This is a genomic window from Microbacterium sp. Y355 (assembly GCF_059445345.1).
Genome location: NZ_JCAIUD010000001.1, coordinates 2,702,314 through 2,721,247, shown reverse-complemented (window position 1 = coordinate 2,721,247; position 18,934 = coordinate 2,702,314). Strand labels below are relative to the sequence as shown.

Here is an 18,934-nt window from a genome sequence, read left to right as displayed (position 1 = left end):
GGCACTGAGCACGGTTCCACCCGCGCAATAGGATCAGCGTGTGCCCCACGATGACGCTGAGCCCACCCGTCCCGCAGACCGAAGGACGTCGCGGCGCGGATTCTTCAAGGTGGGCGGTGCCGCTCTCGCCGGAGCCGTGGTCGGTGGCGGCGCGGGCGCCGCGATCGGTGCGGCGATCGGCCGCCGGGACGGGTTCGCCGACGGCACGGCCGAGTTCAGCGCCCTCTCCCCTCGGCACGCGCCTGGGTTCGACCATCTCGTCGTGGTGATGGGCGAGAACCGCTCCTTCGACAATCTGCTCGGCTACCTTTACTCCGCAGACGACTTGCCGGATGGTGCGAGCTTCGACGGCCTCGCGTTCGGCGACTACAGCAACACGGCGCCCGACGGCACCGAGGTTCCGGCCCACGTCTACGAGGGCGAGACGGACAAGATCATGGGGTACCCGAACCCGGATCCGGGCGAGGAGTTCCCGCACGTCAACACGCAGATCTTCAACACGATCGAACCGGCTGGCAACGACCGACTCTTCGTGGAGCAGATGAAGGCGCCATACAACACGCCTCAGAACGGCGAGCAGCCGACGATGTCCGGGTTCATCAATGACTACGTCGTGAACTTCCGACGCCTCAAGAAGGGGAAGGAGCCGACGCTCGACGAGACGAAGCACATCATGGGCTCGTTCTCGCCGAAGATGCTGCCGACGCTGTCGACGCTCGCCCGAGAGTTCGCGGTGTACGACAACTGGTACGCCGCCGTGCCCTCGCAGACGTTCTGCAACCGCTCTTTCTTCCATGCCTCCACGTCGCACGGGTTCGTCACGAACAAGCACGGCGGCGGTTATGACAAGTGGTTGGATGCCCCGAAAGCACCCACAGTCTTCAACCGACTTGAAGATGCCGGGCTCAGCTGGAAGGTCTACTTCGACAAGCTGCAGATGGTCTCGTTCACCGGTGTGCTGCATGCACCCGTGCTCGAGAAGTTTTGGCGCACAGAGCACTTCGGCACCATGGAGGACTTCTACGCCGATGTGAAGAACGGCACCCTCCCGGCATACGCATTCATCGAGCCGCGCATGGTCTACAACCACAACGACTTCCACCCGCCGTTCGGCCACCTGCGCGAGAGCGAGTTCCAGGGTGAGGAGGTCGTCGACAGTGCGCTGTCGGACGTCCGTGCCGGGGACGAGCTCGTCCACGAGATCTACGACGCGATCCGCACCAGCTCATCGGACAAGGGTTCCAACGCGGTGAACACCCTGCTGCTGATCACCTTCGACGAACATGGCGGATGCTACGACCATGTGCCCCCGCCCGCGGCGACGCCGCCGAAGTCGACGGACGGCCCCGGCGAGATGGGATTCACCTTCGATCGTCTCGGATGCCGCGTCCCGGCGATCGCCGTGTCGGCATACACGCGCCGCGGAACGATCGTCCACGACGAGATGCACCACGGATCAGTGATCGCCACACTGAACCGTCAGCATGGGCTCGCCCCGCTCACCGACCGTGACGACACCGCCAATGACATGTTCTCGGTGATCAACCTGGATGAGCCCCGCCACCCAGCCGACTGGCCCGTGACCATCCCCGGATTCACGCCGCCAAATCCGGAGGCGACACCGCCGCATCCGGCGCACGCGAGCAAGGACAAGCCGCTCACGCCGCCGGCGAACGGGCTGCTGGGCCTTCTCCTCGCGCGGTACGGGACGGGCAAGGAGAAAGAACCACAAACCTACGAGGACGCGTACAACCTGCTGCAGAAACACGGCAAGGGGTTGTTCGGCTCGCCCAGCTGACGCCTTCCTCGGATCAAACGGGGTCGCCCTGCACCGGCCCCTCGGTGTTCGGCTTCCAGCCCAGCGCCGGAGCGACATGCTTCGCGAATGACTCCAGCACGTGCAGGTTGTAGTCCACACCGAGCTGGTTCGGGATGGTGAGCATCAGTGTGTCTGCGGCCATCACGGCTTCGTCGGCGAGGAGCTGTTCGATCAGCACATCCGGCTCTGCGGCATACGTCTTACCGAACGTCGAGCGGAAGCCATCGATGACGCCGATCTGGTCGCCGTTTTCGGCGTTGCGCAGGCCGAAATAGCCTCGATCTCGGTCATTCATAAGCGGGAAGACGCTCCGGCTCACTGAGACGCGGGGCGTGCCGGTGTGGCCGGCTGCCTTGTAGGCGGCCCGATACAGGTCGATCTGTTCGCGCTGCAGCTGGTCGAACGGCACCCCGGTCGCCTCGGTGAGCAGCGTCGAGCTCATCAGATTCAAACCCTTGCGTCCGGTCTCTTCTGCGGTGGCTCGAGACCCCGAGCCCCACCAAATGTGCTCGCGCAGCGTCTCGGAGCGCGGTTCGATCGCCAGGTACCGTCCTTCGCCGACCTGCTGTGGGTCGCCCTGCACGACACCCGCACCGTCGATCGCCTCGAGAAACAGGTCGAACTTGTCGCGAGCGAGGTCGCCTCCGCGGGGATCCTCGCTGCCTGCGTAGCCGAATGCTTCGTAGCCGCGCAGCGCGGTCTCGGGTGAACCGCGACTCACGCCGAGCGCGATGCGACCGCGGGCGATGAGGTCGAGTGCGGCTGCTTCCTCAGCGAACTGCAGCGGGTTCTCGTACCGCATGTCGATGACGCCGGTTCCGACCTCGATCCGCTCAGTCTTCGCCGCCATCGCCGCGAGCAACGGCATGGGAGACGCAGCCTGGCGTGCGAAGTGGTGCACCCGCACGTACGCGCCATTCACGCCGATCTCGTCGGCGCCGACCGTGAGATCGATTGTCTGGTGCAGCATGTCGCCGGCGGTACGCGTGCCCGATCCGGGTACGGGCGCATAGTGCCCGAAGGAGAGGAATCCGAAAGCCTTCATGTTCGTATTCAACCGCATGGATGCTGTGTTATTCCCTGCGTATCGGCCGAGCTTGCCGCGTCGATCCGGCGTGCCTACGGCATCCGTTCGGGAGGAGAACGCACTGATAGGCGGACCGAACCGGGAGATTCCTCCGCCCAAGACTGCGAAATCCGCCCAACGGTGTGAGGCGAGGTGGTTCAGTCCCCAGCGACGAGGAACCCGTCCAGCACGAGCTGACGGATGCGCGGCTCGAGATCCTGCCACAGCGCCACCAGCGGCACCTCGAACAGGTCGGCCAGCGCTGCCACAATCTGCGTGACTGTCAGCTCTCCATCGCATGCACCGACGAAACCGGCCAACGCAGGATCGACCGAGACCGTGCGGCCGAACCCGCCGCCCTGACGCAACTCGATCACACTCGGATCATCGTTTCCCGGCATAAAGTGTCGGGCCTCGGTGACGTCCGGCGCCGTGATCAGGGTCGATGGGATGCCGCCGCCGAGCACATCGTGCGCAGCTAGACCATCGCGGAGCGCACGCCCCGGTGCAGACAGCGGCTGGGACACCCTCTCAAAGCGGCGGAGCACGTCCTGCCCGGCGGGTGCACGCCGCAACAGCACGTACCCGAAGCCGATCGCGGTGACTCCACGTGCCGCGAAGTCATCGAGCCAGGCCTCCAGCATCCGTCCGAAAGCCGCTTCGCGCGGGGTGGTGCCACCGTCGCGGATCCACAACTCCGCATAAGAGAGGGGCGTGAGCTCTTCGCGCTCAACAACCCACACGTCAAGGACGTCGTCCACCCACGACTCCACGCGCTCAAGACCTGCGGTGGCGCGCGACTCCCAGTTTCCCAGCAGTTGAGCCACCCCGCCGGGTGTGAGGTGGGCCGGCACTTCGCGCAGGAACTGCTCAACGAGCGCATCGCCGATCAACCCCCCATCGCGGTATTCGTACGCGGTCACGCCCTCGACGCGCGGAGTAATGACGAACGGCGGATTGGAGACGATCAGGTCGAATGCCTCACCGGCGACCGGCTCGAACATGCTCCCTTGGCGGAACGTGATGTTGCTCACGCCGTTCAGGCGTGCGTTGAGCTCAGCAAAAGCGAGCGCCCGCGCGGAGATGTCTGTCGCGACCACTTCGCCGGCATGACGTGCGACCAGCAGCGCCTGGATGCCGCATCCGGTGCCGAGGTCGAGCGCACGCGCAACTGGATTCGGGATGATCAGCTCGGCCAGCGTGCGCGATGCCCCGCCCACACCGAGCACATGATCCGCCGGCAGCGCTGCGCCGAGAGCAAGTTCATCGAGATCGCTCGCGATCCACCACTCCCCTACACCGTCAGCATCGACGAAGGACTGCGGATGCAAGAGCACCGCTGGCGCAGCATCCGTGCCGGAAACCGTGGCGAATCCGAGCCCGACCAGGCCGTCCACACCGAGCCGGGGCAGCGCTGATGCGATGAGCGCACTCGGCTGCGGCATCCCAAGCACGAAGAATCGACCGAGCGTGGCGAGGGCGCCATCGTCACCTTGGATCGCGCGCAGCAGCGGTTCGCGCACGCCGCGTCCGATGGCGTCGTCTGCTTCCTCTCCCCACAGTCGTCGCAGCGGCTCTGAGCGGAAATCTGCGGCATCGAGATCGGCCGACAGCGCGGCGACGAGGAACGGATCGGGCGTAGGCGGGAGAGCGTCGGACACGGCCGTCACTCTACGCGCCTTCAGGGTTCCCTGATGCCACCCGCCTAGAATTACGAGGTCACAACTCACGGGCTGGCCGCCACGGCACCCGAGGAAGACCAGAGACGTTGATCAGCCCCCGAACCGGCAGTCGTGCGCGCGCGAAGCGCTGTGCACGCGGTTTCGTCGCGTTCTCACTCGCCGCCGGCCTCTTGGCTGCACCGCAGTTCTTTGTCGCCTCGCCGGCGACAGCCGCCGTCGAAGACGCGGATCCCGGCACCGTCGAGCTCTCGCTCTCGGCGGGGCTGCATGGCGTGATCCAACCGGGTGCCCCTCTGACAACGAGCGTCACGATCGACAACGGCAGCGATGATGAGCTCCCTGCAGGGCGCGTCACCGTTGAGCTCAACCGCACGCCGCTCATCGACAGCGCGGCGGTTGCGGCGTGGCTCGATGCCGACGAATCCGACGGCACATTCGTCCCGCTCAGCAGCGAGATCTCCACGGCCGTCGGGTCATCCGAGTCGTCCACGATGTCAGTCTTCACCCCCGTGACCGCGCTCGGAGAGCTGACTGATGGCGTCTATCCGCTTCGAGTGACCTTCGATGACGGCACCACTGGCAATGCGCCCGGCGCCGACGAGGGGCCCGACACCGACACCCCGGCAGCCAGCAACTTCACCGCGAGCAGCGTGCTTATCGTCACCGCGGGCACGGCCACGCAGGTGACCGTCATGGTGCCGATCACGGCGACGCCCGCGAACGGCGCCCTACTCACGGCCGACGAGCTCACGACACTCACCGCACCCGACGGCGCCCTCACCGCGCAGCTGAACGGCATCGCCGGTACCACGGCTGTGCTCGCCGTCGACCCCCTGATTCCCGCCGCCATACGTGTGCTCGGCTCTGCGGCACCTCTGACCGCGACTGAGTGGCTGGCCCGGCTTGAGACACTCTCCAATGAGCGCTTCGCGCTGCAGTACGGCGATGCAGACGCCACCGTTCAGGCGCAGGCCGAGCTGCCGGAGCTGCTCACTCCCCTGCCGTTCACGTCTTACCTCGACGTGGCGAACTTCGTCGAGAGTGACGGCACCGCCTCACCATCGCCATCACCATCGCCGTCCCCGACATCGACGCCGTCCGTCCCGACCCTTCCGACCGATGAGGAACTGACCGCGATTCGCGCTGAGGAATCCGGCATCCTCTGGCCCCTCGGAGACGTGAACACCGCCGACCTCGCCACTTTCAGCACGTACTTCGACAGCGATCTCACGACGGTCCTGCCGTCGTCATCCATCGCTGCAGCTACCGGCGCTGTTGTCGAGATCGATGGCAGCGATGTGCTGGTGATGGATGCCACGGCCTCCGCCGCACTATCGGATGCCGCCGCCGAGGAGGATGCCGGTCTCCGCGAACGCGAGATCGCGGAGGGTCTCGCCCAGCTCGCTTTCGCCGGTGCGCAAACGCCCCTACTCGTCGGCCTCGAGCGTGACGAGACGCGCACGGCCGATGCTCTGCGTGAAACGGTCCTTTCGCTCGGCGCGATCGCCGACCCGATCGACCTCGATGCGCTTCGGGCCACGGCACCGGCATCCGCCACGCTCGCCGTGGAGTCCTCGGCAGAGCGCGTGACGGCCCTGAGCGCACTGCTTGCCGACGAGGCGCACCTGGCCGCGTTCTCGTCAATCCTCGACGACCCGCTCGTGCTCCGCTCGCCTGAGCGCCTACAGATCCTCCGCCTGATCGGCGTCGGGGCATCCGACAGCTATGCAGAGGATGCCAGTGCGCATCAAGTGGAGACCAGCACCACACTCAATGCAGTGGGCGTGCAGCAGCCAAGCCCCATCCAGCTGTTCACGTCAGCGGCTCCGCTGCCGGTGTGGGTGCGCAACGATCTGCCGTGGCCTGTGAATGTGCGACTCACGTCTACGCCTTCGGATGCCCGCCTCGATGTGCAGCCCACGAAGGACTTCGTGGCGCAGCCCGCGAGCAACGAACGTGTCAAGGTGCCGGTCGAGGCGCGAGTGGGAAGCGGCGAGCTCGAAGTGAACTTCAGCCTCAGCTCGCCTACCGGCGTGCCCATCGGTGTCGACCAGACGGCGAAGGTGACGGTCCGCGCCGAATGGGAGAACATCGGCCTCGGCATCCTCGGTGGGATCATCGGTCTGCTGCTCGTGCTCGGCGTGGTGCGCACCGTGGTGCGGCGTCGGAAGGCTGCTGCGGAGGATACGGATTCAGAAGATTCGGGCGGCTCGACAGAAGAGGTGACCGGTGAGTAGCCTCGGGCGCGCCAGCGCCGTCATCGCGGCCGGCACCATGGTTTCGCGTGTAACCGGGTTGCTGCGCAGCATCGTTCTCGTTGGTGTGCTCGGATCAATATCTCAAGCAGCGGATGCTTTCACGGTCGCGAACCAGCTGCCCAACAGTGTCTTCCAGCTGATCTCGGTCGGCGTCCTCACCGCCGTGATCGTTCCTCAGATCGTCAAGGCGACGACGCATCGCGACGGCGGTAGCGCGTTCATCTCGAAGCTGTTCACCGTCGGTGTCGTCGTGCTCCTGATTTGCACGGTCATCGCGATGATCGCCGCCCCCGGCCTGGTTTGGCTCGCCACTTCAGAGAAGCAGCAGGAGCTGCGCGCCCTCGCGACCGCATTCGCGTACTGGTGCCTGCCACAGATCCTCTTCTACGGCATCTACGCCCTACTCGGCGAAACGTTGAACGCACGCCGGGTCTTCGGCCCGTTCACGTGGGCGCCGGTCATCAACAACGTCGTGTCAATCGCGGGTTTCCTCGCTCTCGGTCTGCTGTTCGGCAACATCCCGACCCGCGCATCCGCCTGGACACCGGAGATGATTGCCGTCCTAGGAGGCACCGCCACGGCTGGCATCGTCCTTCAGGCCCTCGTGTTGCTCATCTTCTGGCGGCGTGCCGGAGTCTCACTTCGTCCAGACTTTCGCTGGCGCGGAGCCGGTCTCGGCACGGTCGGCCGCCTCGCTGGCTGGACGCTGCTGATGGCTGGCGCTGGCATCGCTGCCGGCTTCCTCCAGAGCAATATCGCGACCGCAGCATCCGGCACCGGCGCGTCATCCACCGTCATGGCGAACGCATGGCTGGTGTTTATGCTCCCTTACTCCGTCATCGTGCTGTCGATCGGGACTCCGTACTTCACGCAGATCAGCGAGCACGCCTCGGCGGGGCGTCACGACGAGGTGCGCGCGGACATCAGCCGTAGCATCCGCACCCTTGTCTTCTTCATCATGGCCGCCATTGCGGCTGTCGCCGCGGCAACCCTTCCGGCCACCCGGGTGTTCACCAAGACACCGATCGAGGCCTTCGCCGCCGCTCCAGTTCTGGTGGCGTATCTGATTGGTCTGCTGCCGCTGACGATCCTTTTCATCGTGCAGCGCACCTTTTATGCCTACGACGACACCCGCACACCCTTCTGGTTCACGATCTTTCAGGCCTCTCTCGTCGTTGTGACGGCCCTGCTCGCGTCTTACCTGTACTCAATCGACGTCATTCCAGTGACGCTCCTGGCGGCGTGCGTGGCGCTCGGTCAGTCCATCGCCAGCACGCTGCAGACATTCCTCGCCATCTGGCTGCTGCATCGGAAGATTGGTGGGCTGCAGGTCCGGTCCTGGATGACGGCAATCGGTCGTTTCGCCCTCGCCGCCGTGCCGGCGGGTTTCGCCGGATGGGGCGCGTTCATCCTGCTCGGCGGCACCAGCGGGTGGACGATGCAGAGCCAGCTCCTGGGAGCCATCGGCACCTGCATCATCGGCCTTGTCGTGGTTGTCGTCTACGTGGCGCTACTTGCGCTGATGCGGGCACCGGAGCTCAAGGTGGGCGCTGACCTGCTGAAGCGCTTCCTGCCCGGACGCTGACGTGCAGCGCGGCTCTCAGGCCAGGGAATGACGCACGGCTACCATTGGTTGAAGCAATGGAGCGTCCTGCCCAGGCAAAGAGAGAGAGCACATGCGCAAGGTCATCATCATTGGCTCCGGCCCCGCCGGATTCACCGCCGCGATCTATGCGGCGCGCGCGAACCTCGAGCCGTTGCTCATCGCTAGCTCCGTCGAGGTCGGTGGCGAGCTGATGAACACCACCGAGGTCGAGAACTACCCGGGCTTCCCTGAGGGAATCCAGGGACCAGAGCTCATGACGAAGTTCCAGGAGCAGGCGGAGAAGTTCGGCACCGAGGTCGTCTATGACGACGTCACCGAGCTGGATCTGGATGGCCCCATCAAGACGATCACACTCGGCAGTGGGACTGTGCACGAGACCCAGTCGCTGATCTACGCGACGGGTTCGGCGTACCGCAAGATTGGCGTCGAGGGCGAGGAGCGTCTCTCCGGGTACGGCGTCTCGTGGTGCGCAACCTGCGACGGCTTCTTCTTCCGCCAGAAGACCATCGCCGTCGTCGGCGGTGGCGACTCGGCGATGGAAGAGGCGACCTTCCTCACGCGCTTCGCGGACAAGGTCTACATCATTCACCGCAAGGACACGCTGCGGGCATCGAAGATCATGCAGGATCGCGCGTTCGCGAACGAGAAGATCGAGTTCATCTGGAACAGCGAGGTCACCGAGGTCACCGGTGCTGACAGCGTCGCAGGCGTGAAGTTGCGCAACACCGTCGACGGCACGGTCTCAGATCTCGCGCTTGATGGTCTGTTCGTCGCGATCGGCAACGACCCGCGTACACACCTGGTGCACGAGAAGCTCGAGCTCACAACCGAGGGAACGATCTGGGTCGACGGCCGCTCATCGCGCACGTCGACACCTGGTGTCTTCGCCGCCGGCGATGTTATCGACCCGACCTACCGTCAGGCCATCACCGCCGCCGGGACCGGCACCGTTGCTGCCCTTGACGCCGAGCACTACATTGCTGCCCTTGAGGACACCGCCCCGGTCGGGGCATCCGTCTAGGGAACACAATCCTTTCACTCGCTGTTGTAGCGGGTGAACCTCTATTGAAGGAGAAACTGATGACTGCAAAGGTAACGAGCCAGGCGACCTTCGACCAGGATGTACTTCAGGCCGAAGGCCCCGTTCTGGTTGACTTCTGGGCTGAGTGGTGTGGTCCGTGTCGCATGGTCGCACCGGTGCTCGATCAGATCCAGGCTGAGAACGCCGACAAGATCACCATCGTCAAGCTCAACGTTGACGAGAACCCCGAACTTGCCATGAAGTACCAGATCACGTCGATTCCGGCGATGAAGGTCTTCCACGGTGGAGAGGTCAAGGCGACTATCATCGGCGCCAAGCCGAAGCCCGCGCTCGAGAAGGATCTCGCCGCGTTCCTCGCCTGACCCTGAAACTACAAAACCACGCCGAAACGACGTCTTAGACGTGTTGTTTCGGCGTGGTTTTGTTGTTTCGCGGGGTGCTCTGGGCGCTAGTGCGCGTCAGGACACGTCAGCGACCGTGGTGTCCCACTTGCGATGGCGCGTCTTCTCGCCGAGCAGTCCCCAGACGGCTGGCGTCAGCTCCGGATACTCCAACGCGATCTGTCGCATCACGCGGTAATTGCGGGCAGCGTTGGGCCGAACACCGTCATTCGCGGCGATGTTATCGGCGCGCAAGAGGTAAACGACCAACTCATCGACGCTGGGGAGTTCTTCCATGAAATCCCAAGGATCCTCGCCGCCCAACAGTCGCTCCTGCACGAGCACTGCAAGTTCGTCAGACGCCTCTGCGCGTAGAACTTCCAAACTCGCGCGACGCGGGACAGCTTCTGACATGCCTTAAGCCTACGCGCGCTTATGCCCGCCTCGGCGCGGAAGGTTCACAACATCCGTCATCGTCTCGAGTTCTCGACCCTTCGTCTCTGGCACCTGGAAGTACACGAAGAAGAACGACACGATCGCGAAGAACGCGTAGAAACCGTAGGCGAAAGTGAGCCCGATCTCAGCGAACGCCGGGAATGTCGTCGAGATGAAGAAGTTCGCCACCCACTGGGCGGCCGCAGCCACCGCTAGCGCGCCGGCACGAATACTGTTCGGGAACATCTCCCCCAGCAGCACCCAAACCAGTGGGCCCCAGGTAGCACCGAAGAACACCACGAATCCGTTGGCGCAGACGAGCGCAATCAGCGACCACGGCTCGGGCAGCACGACGTTGCCATCCTGCAGTGTGCCGAACGAGAAGGCCACAGCCATCATGCCCAAGGTCACGGCCATGCCGATGGAGCCTGTGAGCAGCATCGGGCGCCGGCCAACCTTGTCGACCAGCATGATCGCGATGATCGTGACGACGATGTTCGTGACCGATGTGATGACGGAGGTCATCAGGGCCTGAGACTCGTCGAATCCCACCGACAGCCACAGCGTGGTCGAGTAGTAGAAGATCACGTTGATGCCGACGAACTGCTGAAAGACGCTGAGCAGAATGCCGACCCAGACGATGGGCTTCAGCCCGAACTTGTCGCCGCGCAGGTCGCGCAACGACTCCTTCTGCTCGACGTTCAATGTGGCGCGGATCTCCTCGATCTTGAGATTTACGTCAGTCTCGCCGCTGAAATCGTAGAGAACCTGCGAAGCCTTGTCGAGCTGTCCCCGCGCCACCAGGAATCGAGGAGACTCCGGAAGTCGGAGGGCCATGAGCCCGTAAACCACGGCGGGAATCGCCTCGACCATAAACATCCAGCGCCACGCTTCGATGCCGAACCACAGAATGGATGACGCGGAGCCGGCGATATTGGCCAGCAGGGCGTTGGAGAGCAGGGCCGTGAAGATACCAGTCACGATTGCGAGCTGTTGGAGAGAACCGAGACGCCCGCGAATCTTCGCCGGCGAGACCTCCGCGATATAGGCCGGCGCGATCACGGATGCCGCCCCCACGCCGAGTCCGCCGATCACACGCCAGACGATCAAGTCGATGACCCCGAACGCGAAGCCTGAGCCGATGGCCGAGATGAAGAACAAGATGGCCGCGATCACCATCACCGGGATACGGCCCAACTTGTTCGCCAAACTTCCCGCGAACCACGCGCCAACGGCACAACCGATCAGTGCGGAAGACACGGCGAAGCCCTGTAGCCCAGGTCCGAGCGAGAATGCTCCGGCGAGAGCGGTGACCGCGCCGTTGATCACGGCCGTGTCGAAGCCGAACAGGAATCCGCCGAGTGCTGCGGCAATGCTGATCCCGATGACCCGACCGTTGAGTCGTGCGGCCGGACTCTTCTTATCTGCCATGTTGTCTCCCCTGTTGTGCCCACTCTAAGAGTCACGCCCACCACAAGGCGAGCGAGAGTTCAGAAGTTCAGGATCCGTACTGCTCTTCGCCCAGCTCAGCCAGGATGCGATTGAGATCCTGAATCGACGCGAATTCGATTGCGACCTGGCCTTTTCTTGCACCCAACGTGATCTTCACACGAGTGTTCAGGCGGTCGCCGAGCTTGCCGGACACCTCGTCGAGGTAGGCACGGCGGGCACCGGGCTGCGCCTTGACCTTCTTCGTGCCGGTGCTCGGGAAGGATTTCGCAGCTTCTTCAGTGGCCCGCACTGAGAGGTCTTCGTTGACTACCTTGTCGGCGAGCTTCTGCATCGCGGCGGAGTCATCGAGGGAGAGAAGGGCACGAGCGTGGCCAGCGGTGAGGACACCCGCGGCAACACGCTGCTGCACTGGAACAGGCAGCTTCAGCAGGCGGATCGTGTTGCTGATCTGCGGGCGAGAACGGCCGATGCGCGTCGCCAGTTGCTCCTGTGTGATCCCGAAGTCTTCGAGCAGCTGCTGGTAGGCGGACGCTTCTTCCAACGGGTTCAGTTCCGAGCGGTGCAGGTTCTCCAGCAGCGCGTCACGAAGCATGTCTTCGTCTGCGGTCTCGCGGACGATCGCGGGGATCGCATCTAGACCAGCCTCGCGTGCGGCGCGCGTGCGGCGCTCCCCCATGACCAGCTCGTAGTCACCATCGGAGTTCTTGCGAACAATCACCGGCTGCAGGACACCGAACTCACGCACGCTGTGCACAAGCTCGTCAAGATCATCGGTGCTGAAATGCGTGCGCGGCTGACGCGGGTTGGGAACGATCTTGTTCGGGTCGATCTGAATCAGATGAATGCCGGGAACTACCTCGAGGTCGGGCGCCCCCGTGACCGCTGCAGAGACGTCAGAGCTGCCCGCATCCGCCTTCGGGCGAAGTGAGGCACCGGGGAAGAACACATCAACCGGACGCTCGGACTGATCCGCCGTGGGGATGAGTGCGCCGATTCCTCGACCCAATCCAGTGCGCTTGGCCATCAGTTCTCCTTGCTCTGCGTCTTCTGGGACGCGATTTCGACAGCGGCCTCGCGGTATGCAATCGCACCAGCGGAGTTTCCGTCGTAAGCGATCACCGTCTGACCAAAACTTGGTGCCTCAGATACACGTACTGAACGCGGAATCATCGTCTTCAGCACCTGATCGGGGAAATGGTTGCGCACCTCGTCGGCAACCTGCTGAGCAAGACGGGTGCGTCCGTCGTACATCGTGAGCAGAATCGTGGAGAGGTGAAGATCAGGGTTGAGGTGCTTCTGAATCATCTGGATGCTGCCCAGAAGCTGACTCAGTCCCTCGAGCGCGTAATACTCGCACTGGATCGGGATGAAAACCTCAGATGCCGCGGTGAAGGCGTTGATCGTCAGAAGACCGAGCGACGGAGGGCAGTCGATGATGACGAAGTCGAGAGCACTCTCTCGGAGGTACACGTCCAGTGCGTTGCGTAGCCGATGTTCGCGAGCCACCTGGGAGACCAGTTCAATCTCGGCGCCGGCGAGGTGAATCGTGCTCGGCGCGCAAAGCAGGTTCTCGGATTCCGGGCTCTGCTGGATGATGTCTGCGAGCGGAACATCTTCAATCAGCACGTCGTAGACGCTGGGAGTATCTGCGTTGTGCGGCACCCCGAGTGCGGTGGATGCGTTTCCCTGTGGGTCAAGGTCGATCACCAACACCTTCGCACCTAGAGCCACAAGAGCGGATGCCGTGTTCACTGCCGAGGTGGTCTTACCGACGCCACCCTTCTGGTTCGACACTGTCATGACACGCGTCTCGCCACTGAATTCGATTGAGGTAGTTTCCAATCGGCGACGACGAGCGCTCAAATCGGCGATTTCTCGCGCCAGTGGCGTATCTACCCCGAAAGTACTGTTCGGTGTTACCTTTTCGGACTGTTTCACGTGAAACATCCACTCCTTTCGAGGGCCGTATTCCACTCTAATCGCTGCGTCAGACGTTCCGGACAGTTGTGGTTTCTAGCTACTGAGACTCGGGCTTCCCGGCATGTCTACTTCGACTATTGCGCGGCAGTGATGTGCCGCGATCTCTTCCGGCAGTCCATGTTTCACGTGAAACATCGGGGTCTCAGTTGTGTTGTCCACGCATCCAGTTCTTCCAGCTGCGAGAACTGATGTTTCACGTGAAACATTCACCCGAGGGCCGTACGCACCAAGGACTAAGCGCCCCGCACTTTAGCCCGAAACACGCGAGTAGTCTCCTCCAGCACGCCAATACCCAGAACCTCAACCCGCACATCACTGAGCCGATACTTCTTGATCTGCTTGGCGGCTGCGTCAATCTCTACTTCAGCGTTTTTTCCCTTGAGGAGTGCAAGCTCTCCCCCATCGCGCACCAGAGGCGCTGTGTACGGGAGAAGGGTACGCAACGCGCTGACAGCCCTGGCCGTGACAACGTCGAACTTCTCGCTGGTGCGAACATCTTCTGCACGAGACCGCAGGACCACGACGTTATCGAGCTCAAGCTCGTTGACCTGCTCGTTGAGCCAATTGACTCGACGTTCCATGGGCTCGACCAGTGTTAACTTCACATCTGGCCGTGCGATGGCAACGACAAGGCCGGGCAGGCCGGCCCCGGAGCCGATATCCGCGGCCGAGCCATGAAAAAGTGGTGCTGCAATGGCGCTGTTCAGAATGTGTCTCGTCCATAGACGAGGCAGCTCGAGCGGACCAATAAGTCCACGTTCCTCACCCTGCGCAGCGAGTGCCGCAGTGAACGCACGTGCGACGTCGATCCGATCGCCAAAGAGTGATGCCGCAACTTCCGGTTCAGTCTCAACCGTGGGTTCTGCCTGTGTATCTGACACGCTCACTCCTCACGATGTTTCACGTGAAACATCAGCGGCGGCGGATGACCGTGTGACGTTCGGCGCCCTCACCGTACGACTCGGAAACAAGATCGCGATCGGCCACGATATCGTGCACGAGCTTTCGCTCATAGCTCGACATCGATGGCAACGATGCCTGCGATGCTCCTTCGTCAAGCTTGACCAACGCAGCATCCACCAGCTTCTCGAGCTGACGCTTGCGAACATCACGAGATCCACCCACATCGAGAATCAGTCGCGAGAACGAACCGGTCTTGTTCTGCACGGCGAGGCGGGTGATCTCCTGCAATGCCTGAACAGTGTCGGGGTCTGAAAGGACGGAGATGTCTTCACCCTCAGCCTCGACCGAGACGTAGGCGCGACCTTGGCGCACATCGAGATTCAGATCGCCGTCGATGTCTGCAATATCCAGCAGCTCCTCGATGAAGTCAGCCGCGACATCGCCTTCATTCTCAAGCTGCTCGACAGTGGGCTCAGTGCGCTCAGTGCGTTCCACGACGTTCTCGCTGGTCATGAGTTCGGACCCTTCTTCTTCGAACGCTTCTTGCCCACCGGCTGCTGACGCTTCGGTGCGTTCTGCTTGGCCTTCTCTACCTCGTCGAGCTTGCGCTGCTGCTCAGCCTCATACGCCGCAATCGGGACAACCTTGCCGGATGAATCGATCGCCTTACCCTTGCGTGCAAGTCGCTCTTCGCGTGCCTTGGCTGCTTCCGAACCGGGGGTCGGCATCTCGCGGATGACGAGGAACTGCTGCGCCATGGTCCACAGGTTCGAGATGAACCAGTACACAACCACGCCGAGCGGGAAGAACACACCAGAGAAGATGAAGCCCAACGGCAGTACGTAAAGCATGATCTTCTGCATCTGGTACGCCTGGCCGGTCTTGGCCTCTGGTGACAGGTTCTTCGAGATGATCTGCAGCTGCGTAAAGAACTGCGAACCGATCATCAGCACGACGAGGATGACGAGGAGCACGATCGCAACGGTGTTCTGCGTCTCGACAGCGTGGCCGAGGGTGCCGTGCAACGAGACTGATCCAAAGATCGTCGCGTCGTAGAACTCCTTGGTCAGGTCGGCGCTCAGGAGGCCCACACCACCGATGCCATCATTGGCATGCTTGGTGACGTCGTTTAGCACGCTGAACAGGGCAAAGAAGATCGGCATCTGAACGATCATCGGCAGACAGCTCGACATCGGCGAAGTGCCGTGTCTCTTATACAGCGCCATTGTCTCGCGGCTCATCGCCTCACGAGACAGCTGATCCTTCTTGCCCTTGTACTTCTCCTGGACCTTCTTCATCTCAGGAGCGATTTCCATCATCTTGCGCTGGCTCTTGATCTGCCGCACGAAGAGGGGGAACACCGCACCGCGAACGACGATCACGAGACCGACGATCGAGAGGATCCAGGTGATGCCGGCTGCTGCGGGCAGCCCGACCGTGGTGAACAGCGAGTGCCAAGCAACGAGGATGAGCTCGACGACCCACTTAAGGGGCCACAGGATGGTGCCGAGTAGATCGAAGCCACCACCGGAATCAGCGGGCGGTGTTGGCGTCGCAGAGGCGAGCAGAAGGTCAAGACCCACTGTTCAGTCCTTTCGAGAAGGTACGACGAAACCTCGAGCGGTCAGGTCGAATCGGAAATGGTCGTGGGGGCGAACGTCATCGACGCCGCCTTTTGTCCAGGGATTGCATCGCAGCACGCGCCACGCCGAGAGCATGGCTCCCTTGATAGCACCGTGCTGCTGCACAGCACCTACAGCGTAAGCCGAACAGGACGGATAGTACGCACACACATCACCATAGATCGGCGAGATTACGGCGCGATATCCGGTGAGAAACCCCAGCACGAGATTGCGTGGAACGAGTGGGATGCTGCGCACGAGGTCACCAGGATGCAGATGCGCCGATCCCATCGCGTAGGAGGGCAGGGCACTCATGCCGACGTCCTGGTGCGGTTGAGTCGTGCGAGACACCGCGTCACATCAGCGTTGAGCTCGGCAAATGTCGCGGTGGCGGACGCAGGAAGGGCACGGATGACGACATCCGTGCCCTCTGGCACCATCGAGAGCGCGTCCGCGCACACGGCTTTGAGCCGTCGACGCACGGTATTGCGGATCACAGCAGTGCCCACCTGTTTACTGATGATGAACCCGAACCTGGGTTCACGTGCTTCATCGGTCGTCAACAAAGACGTGACGACCGTCGCGCCCCCGCACCGGACTCCGCGACGCACGACCAACCGGTAGTCGGTACCTCGCGTTAGTCGGAGCGGGCGGGCGAGCACGAAGCTTTACGCCGAGAGCTCGACGCGGCCCTTCGCGCGGCGGGCCGAGAGGATGCCGCGGCCGGCGCGCGTGCGCATGCGCAGGCGGAAGCCGTGCTTCTTAGCGCGACGGCGGTTGTTGGGCTGGAACGTACGCTTGCTCATGGAATCACTCCGGGAACGCTGTCACCGGATGTGTACGACCGGAGACATAGGGATCTGCCCTTTTTCGGGCATAAGTCAACCGATTAAGCGTACGTCGTACCGGCCCAGAGAGCAAATCTCCGCGCCATACCGTTTCGCGCTGTGTTGCGCCGCACCATAATTATCCACAACCTTGTCGCCACCGACGTACTCGACACACCGTTGATTTTCCGTGGGTAGTTGCCCTTCACAGGTTGGCTGACTACCGTTGCATCCGAAGTTATCCACAGGGGGGATCTGCCGAAATCGGTCTGTCCTCCGCGAGCCCTTACCCGGAGCACCATGCCCTCTCCTGACCAGCCCGACGTTCCGATCTGGGCAGAGGTTCTGGATCTACTCGCCCATGACGACCGGGTCACCCCCCAACTGCAGGGCTTCCTGAGTCTCGCCGTTCCTGCCGGCATCATGAGCGCGACGCTCTACCTTGACGTCCCCAACGACCTGACCGCGGCGCAGATCAACAAACGACTACGCGTTCCGATCATGGAGGCTCTCGGTCACCTCGGCGAAGAAGTCACCTCTTTCCGTGTGGTCGTCAACCATGAGCTCGCCGAGCACCCGACCGCCCCGATCGCGGTCGCGGACTTCGGACGCCCAGAGGCCCCGCGCACCGACTATCCGGTCGAACAGCCCACTCAGTTGCGCCACGAATCGCGCCTGAACCCGAAGTACACCTTCGACAACTTCGTCATCGGACAGTCCAACCGCTTCTCACACGCAGCGGCGGTTGCTGTCGCAGAGGCGCCGGCGAAGGCCTACAACCCGCTATTCATCTACGGCGACTCCGGTCTCGGCAAGACCCACCTTCTGCACGCGATCGGCGACTACGCCCAGTCTCTCTATACGGGGGTGAAAGTTCGCTACGTCTCCAGCGAAGAGTTCACCAACGACTTCATCAATTCGATCGCCAACAACCGTGGGTCTGCATTCCAGGCACGCTACCGTGACGTCGACATCCTGCTCATCGACGACATCCAGTTCCTGCAGGGCCGCGCCGAGACGCAGGAAACCTTCTTCCATACCTTCAACACCCTGCACGATCACAACAAGCAGATCGTGATCACCAGCGATGTCGCCCCAAAGCACCTGACCGGTTTCGAAGACCGGATGCGCAGCCGGTTCGAATGGGGTCTCATCACCGATGTGCAAGCTCCTGACCTCGAAACCCGTATCGCTATCCTGCGCAAAAAGGCACAGAGCGAGGCGCTCCACATCCCCGACGACGTGCTGGAGTACATCGCGACCGTCGTGTCGTCGAACATCCGCGAACTCGAGGGCGCGCTCATCCGTGTCTCCGCATTCGCAAGCCTGAATCGCTCTGCGCTCGACATATCCCTCGCTCAGACGGTGCTCCGAGACATCATCGACACGGCAGAAGACAACATCATCTCGCCGACCGACATCATCACCGCCACCGCTCAGTACTTCAAGCTCACCGTCGACGACCTGTATGGATCAAGTCGATCGCAGCAGATCGCGACGTCGCGTCAGATCGCGATGTATCTGTGCCGCGAACGCACGAACCTCTCACTGCCGAAGATCGGTCAGCTGTTCGGTAACCGCGATCACACCACCGTCATGTACGCATATAAGAAGATCAGCGACCTCATGAAGGAGCGTCGCTCCATCTACAACCAGGTCACCGAGATCACGACGCAGCTCGGTCGGCGCTGACGATTTGCAGCCGATTGGCCGCTTCGACCACGCTCCATACCATGCAATTCACCCCTGTTTACACATGTGGATAACTTGTGGATGAATACACTTAACATCGGGACGAATGTGTGGAAATCGCGGCTACCTGTGGATAACTCCACAAACGGCCGCTTCGACCACACACCTGT

Annotated in this window: 18 protein-coding genes; 6 read left to right on the top strand and 12 right to left on the bottom strand. The window is 62.6% G+C overall.

The genetic code is table 11. From position 1 onward, the window contains the following. The first annotated feature begins 40 nt into the window (after positions 1 to 40). Positions 41 to 1,798 (top strand): alkaline phosphatase family protein, encoded by a 1,758-nt coding sequence (locus AC1C2O_RS13095; protein ID WP_495430874.1) that lies wholly within the window; start codon positions 41 to 43, stop codon positions 1,796 to 1,798. A gap of 13 nt (positions 1,799 to 1,811) precedes the next feature. Here the strand turns inward: AC1C2O_RS13095 and AC1C2O_RS13090 are convergent, their stop codons facing one another. Together AC1C2O_RS13090 and AC1C2O_RS13085 are read right to left on the bottom strand one after the other, a co-directional pair. Then, positions 1,812 to 2,864, bottom strand: a complete 1,053-nt coding sequence (locus tag AC1C2O_RS13090; protein WP_495430873.1) for an LLM class flavin-dependent oxidoreductase — start codon at positions 2,862 to 2,864, stop codon at positions 1,812 to 1,814. Between the two features lie 179 nt (positions 2,865 to 3,043). After that, positions 3,044 to 4,555 (bottom strand): class I SAM-dependent methyltransferase, encoded by a 1,512-nt coding sequence (locus AC1C2O_RS13085; protein ID WP_495430872.1) that lies wholly within the window; start codon positions 4,553 to 4,555, stop codon positions 3,044 to 3,046. Between the two features lie 98 nt (positions 4,556 to 4,653). Between AC1C2O_RS13085 and AC1C2O_RS13080 the strand changes: the two genes are divergently transcribed. The 4 genes from AC1C2O_RS13080 to trxA all read left to right on the top strand — a co-directional run bounded on the left by AC1C2O_RS13080 (position 4,654) and on the right by trxA (position 9,835). Then, positions 4,654 to 6,804, top strand: a complete 2,151-nt coding sequence (locus AC1C2O_RS13080) for a DUF6049 family protein (RefSeq protein ID WP_495430871.1) — start codon at positions 4,654 to 4,656, stop codon at positions 6,802 to 6,804. After that, on the top strand, positions 6,797 to 8,410 hold the full coding sequence (gene murJ / locus AC1C2O_RS13075; RefSeq protein ID WP_495430870.1) for a murein biosynthesis integral membrane protein MurJ: 1,614 nt from the start codon (positions 6,797 to 6,799) through the stop codon (positions 8,408 to 8,410). The genes AC1C2O_RS13080 and murJ overlap by 8 nt, the downstream gene beginning before the upstream one ends. 91 nt (positions 8,411 to 8,501) lie before the next feature. Beyond that, a complete protein-coding gene (gene trxB / locus AC1C2O_RS13070) occupies positions 8,502 to 9,452 on the top strand; it encodes a thioredoxin-disulfide reductase (RefSeq protein ID WP_495430869.1) in 951 nt (316 codons plus the stop codon). A 59-nt stretch (positions 9,453 to 9,511) separates the two neighbouring features. Beyond that, the gene (trxA, locus tag AC1C2O_RS13065) at positions 9,512 to 9,835 is read left to right on the top strand and encodes a thioredoxin (protein ID WP_495430868.1); all 324 of its coding nucleotides are present in this window, start codon (positions 9,512 to 9,514) and stop codon (positions 9,833 to 9,835) included. A 96-nt stretch (positions 9,836 to 9,931) separates the two neighbouring features. Here trxA and AC1C2O_RS13060 read toward each other — a convergent pair whose 3' ends face one another. From AC1C2O_RS13060 to rpmH, 10 genes are all read right to left on the bottom strand, one after another. Beyond that, entirely contained in the window at positions 9,932 to 10,267 is a 336-nt protein-coding gene (locus AC1C2O_RS13060) for a tryptophan synthase subunit alpha (protein WP_495430867.1), read from the bottom strand. Between the two features lie 9 nt (positions 10,268 to 10,276). Further along, entirely contained in the window at positions 10,277 to 11,719 is a 1,443-nt protein-coding gene (locus tag AC1C2O_RS13055) for a sugar porter family MFS transporter (RefSeq protein WP_495430866.1), read from the bottom strand. Between the two features lie 67 nt (positions 11,720 to 11,786). Then, positions 11,787 to 12,764, bottom strand: a complete 978-nt coding sequence (locus AC1C2O_RS13050; protein WP_495430865.1) for a ParB/RepB/Spo0J family partition protein — start codon at positions 12,762 to 12,764, stop codon at positions 11,787 to 11,789. After that, complete coding sequence (locus tag AC1C2O_RS13045) at positions 12,764 to 13,687, bottom strand: ParA family protein (RefSeq protein WP_495430864.1); 924 nt, start codon at positions 13,685 to 13,687, stop codon at positions 12,764 to 12,766. Before AC1C2O_RS13045 ends, AC1C2O_RS13050 begins: the two co-directional genes overlap by 1 nt. Positions 13,688 to 13,953: 266 nt before the next feature. Next, on the bottom strand, positions 13,954 to 14,601 hold the full coding sequence (gene rsmG, locus AC1C2O_RS13040; RefSeq protein WP_495430863.1) for a 16S rRNA (guanine(527)-N(7))-methyltransferase RsmG: 648 nt from the start codon (positions 14,599 to 14,601) through the stop codon (positions 13,954 to 13,956). A 31-nt stretch (positions 14,602 to 14,632) separates the two neighbouring features. Beyond that, positions 14,633 to 15,136, bottom strand: coding sequence for a Jag family protein (locus AC1C2O_RS13035; protein ID WP_495430862.1), 504 nt, complete (start codon positions 15,134 to 15,136; stop codon positions 14,633 to 14,635). Beyond that, positions 15,133 to 16,206 carry a membrane protein insertase YidC gene (gene yidC / locus AC1C2O_RS13030; protein WP_495430861.1) on the bottom strand — a complete coding sequence of 358 codons (1,074 nt, stop codon included), beginning with the start codon at positions 16,204 to 16,206 and terminating at the stop codon, positions 15,133 to 15,135. The genes AC1C2O_RS13035 and yidC overlap by 4 nt, the downstream gene beginning before the upstream one ends. Positions 16,207 to 16,209: 3 nt before the next feature. Beyond that, positions 16,210 to 16,560, bottom strand: a complete 351-nt coding sequence (yidD, locus tag AC1C2O_RS13025; protein ID WP_495430860.1) for a membrane protein insertion efficiency factor YidD — start codon at positions 16,558 to 16,560, stop codon at positions 16,210 to 16,212. Next, positions 16,557 to 16,907 carry a ribonuclease P protein component gene (gene rnpA / locus AC1C2O_RS13020; protein ID WP_495430859.1) on the bottom strand — a complete coding sequence of 117 codons (351 nt, stop codon included), beginning with the start codon at positions 16,905 to 16,907 and terminating at the stop codon, positions 16,557 to 16,559. Before rnpA ends, yidD begins: the two co-directional genes overlap by 4 nt. 6 nt (positions 16,908 to 16,913) lie before the next feature. Next, positions 16,914 to 17,051: a 50S ribosomal protein L34 gene (gene rpmH, locus AC1C2O_RS13015; RefSeq protein ID WP_439283287.1), complete on the bottom strand. Its 138-nt coding sequence runs from the start codon at positions 17,049 to 17,051 to the stop codon at positions 16,914 to 16,916. Positions 17,052 to 17,372: 321 nt separating this feature from the next. Here rpmH and dnaA point away from each other — a divergent pair, with 321 nt between their 5' ends. Beyond that, positions 17,373 to 18,764, top strand: coding sequence for a chromosomal replication initiator protein DnaA (dnaA, locus tag AC1C2O_RS13010; RefSeq protein ID WP_495430858.1), 1,392 nt, complete (start codon positions 17,373 to 17,375; stop codon positions 18,762 to 18,764). The last annotated feature ends 170 nt before the right edge of the window (positions 18,765 to 18,934 follow it).

Excerpts from the sequence above, each read along its gene's own strand:
- AC1C2O_RS13050 (WP_495430865.1), bottom strand. The coding sequence starts at position 12,764 with ATGGCCAAGCGCACTGGATTGGGTCGAGGAATCGGCGCACTCATCCCC.
- rpmH (WP_439283287.1), bottom strand. The coding sequence starts at position 17,051 with ATGAGCAAGCGTACGTTCCAGCCCAACAACCGCCGTCGCGCTAAGAAG.
- dnaA (WP_495430858.1), top strand. The coding sequence starts at position 17,373 with ATGCCCTCTCCTGACCAGCCCGACGTTCCGATCTGGGCAGAGGTTCTG.
- trxB (WP_495430869.1), top strand. The coding sequence starts at position 8,502 with ATGCGCAAGGTCATCATCATTGGCTCCGGCCCCGCCGGATTCACCGCC.
- AC1C2O_RS13035 (WP_495430862.1), bottom strand. The coding sequence starts at position 15,136 with ATGACCAGCGAGAACGTCGTGGAACGCACTGAGCGCACTGAGCCCACT.
- yidD (WP_495430860.1), bottom strand. The coding sequence starts at position 16,560 with ATGAGTGCCCTGCCCTCCTACGCGATGGGATCGGCGCATCTGCATCCT.
- AC1C2O_RS13055 (WP_495430866.1), bottom strand. The coding sequence starts at position 11,719 with ATGGCAGATAAGAAGAGTCCGGCCGCACGACTCAACGGTCGGGTCATC.
- AC1C2O_RS13090 (WP_495430873.1), bottom strand. The coding sequence starts at position 2,864 with ATGAAGGCTTTCGGATTCCTCTCCTTCGGGCACTATGCGCCCGTACCC.
- trxA (WP_495430868.1), top strand. The coding sequence starts at position 9,512 with ATGACTGCAAAGGTAACGAGCCAGGCGACCTTCGACCAGGATGTACTT.
- AC1C2O_RS13060 (WP_495430867.1), bottom strand. The coding sequence starts at position 10,267 with ATGTCAGAAGCTGTCCCGCGTCGCGCGAGTTTGGAAGTTCTACGCGCA.
- AC1C2O_RS13045 (WP_495430864.1), bottom strand. The coding sequence starts at position 13,687 with ATGTTTCACGTGAAACAGTCCGAAAAGGTAACACCGAACAGTACTTTC.